Here is a 1,382-nt window from a genome sequence, read left to right on the forward strand (position 1 = left end):
CCGCCCCCATCGCCCGCCGCTGAGATCCGGGCCCCGTGCCCGGCCTGTCCACCGCCTCCCACACCGCGCCCGCCCAGCCGACGAACCCTGGCTCCTCCCCGCACGGCCCCGTGACGGGCGGCCTCCGCACGAGCGCCCGGACCGCGGGGGACACTCCACCCGCTGACGCCGTTCTCCGGACCCGGCCGGCCCTGCAAGCCGCCCGTGGCCACGGGTCGTCCGGGCCGCCACACCGTGCCTGGCGCCCGGGGCCCCATGCGGCAGCCCGCCCGCGGACACGTCGCACGCCGGCTCCGACGCGCCGACGCACCACGCGCGCTGCGGTGCCTGGCACACTCACGTCTGCCGCTGGGAGCCCACGCCCGAGCGCGGCCGGGCGTCTGCTCGCGGCAGGGTCGCCGGCCACCCGCCTCGCCGGTTCGGCGGGCGCCCGGTCCACTCGCCCCGCCGCACGGACGGTCGGGCCGGGGTGCCCGGAGCGCGTCGACTCAGTTCGGCGGGCGCGAGGGATCCTCGCCGGCCGATGGACCGTGACGCCCGTCCGGCGAGGCCGGCCACGTCGGCGACGGGCGGCCCCGCTCGCCCGGCCCGCCGGGCGGGACCGGCCCGGCGGCTCCCGTGAGCCCGACCGGAACACCCGGCGGCGCCGGGTCCTCGTCGCGGGGGCCGAACAGCGCGGTGACCAGCAGATGGGTCAGCAGCGCCGCCAACGGCCACACGAGTATGGCCACTTCCGCCTCCAGCCGCAGCGGCCCGTCGAAGACGCCGCCGCGTCCGGCCTCCACCGCCCGTGCGGTCAGATTGCCACCGGGGCCGAGCAGTTCCCCGATCAGCCGGCCCACCATCGAACCGACCACTCCGCCCAGTGCCAGCCCGACCACCACACCGACGCCGCCCGAGCGCCGGACGAGGAACACCACGATCCCGCAGAGCGCGCCGATACCGGCCGCGAGCAGCGCGAACGTGCCGTCGACGGCGACGCTGTTCTCCCCCTCGCTGTTCTGCAGGTAGGCGCGTTCGCCGTCGGAGATGTACGGCACGCCGGGGGCGAGCCACAGCCACAGCAGACCCAGCAGCACCCCGGCGAGCGCCACGAAGCCGGCGACGACCAGCAGGTTGCGCAGGTCGCCGGGGCGCACGAGCCCGAGCTCCATCCGGTCCTCGGGGTGTGCGCCGCCGGGTGCGCCCCACCCTTCCCCGCCGTGGGCCGGCTCGGCGCCGTTCGCGTTCCCGCCGGGGGGCGGCGTGTCGCCGCGCGCCTGCCCGCCGGGGAGAGGGGCGCCGTACGGCGGCGTGGAGCCGTCCTTCTCCGGGCGCCGCGCCCAGGGGTCGTAGGGCGGCCGGGGCCGGGAGGAGCCGTGCGGATCCGGGGAGGGGTTGGG

General features: G+C 78.7%; 1 protein-coding gene. It reads right to left on the bottom strand.

From position 1 onward, the window contains the following. Nucleotides 1-488: 488 nt before the first annotated feature. The coding region (locus GL263_RS26555; protein WP_182858281.1) for a hypothetical protein at nucleotides 489-1,382 on the bottom strand (894 nt) is incomplete at its 5' end.

The organism is Streptomyces durbertensis (assembly GCF_014156695.1).
Taxonomy (GTDB): Bacteria; Actinomycetota; Actinomycetes; order Streptomycetales; family Streptomycetaceae; genus Streptomyces; species Streptomyces durbertensis.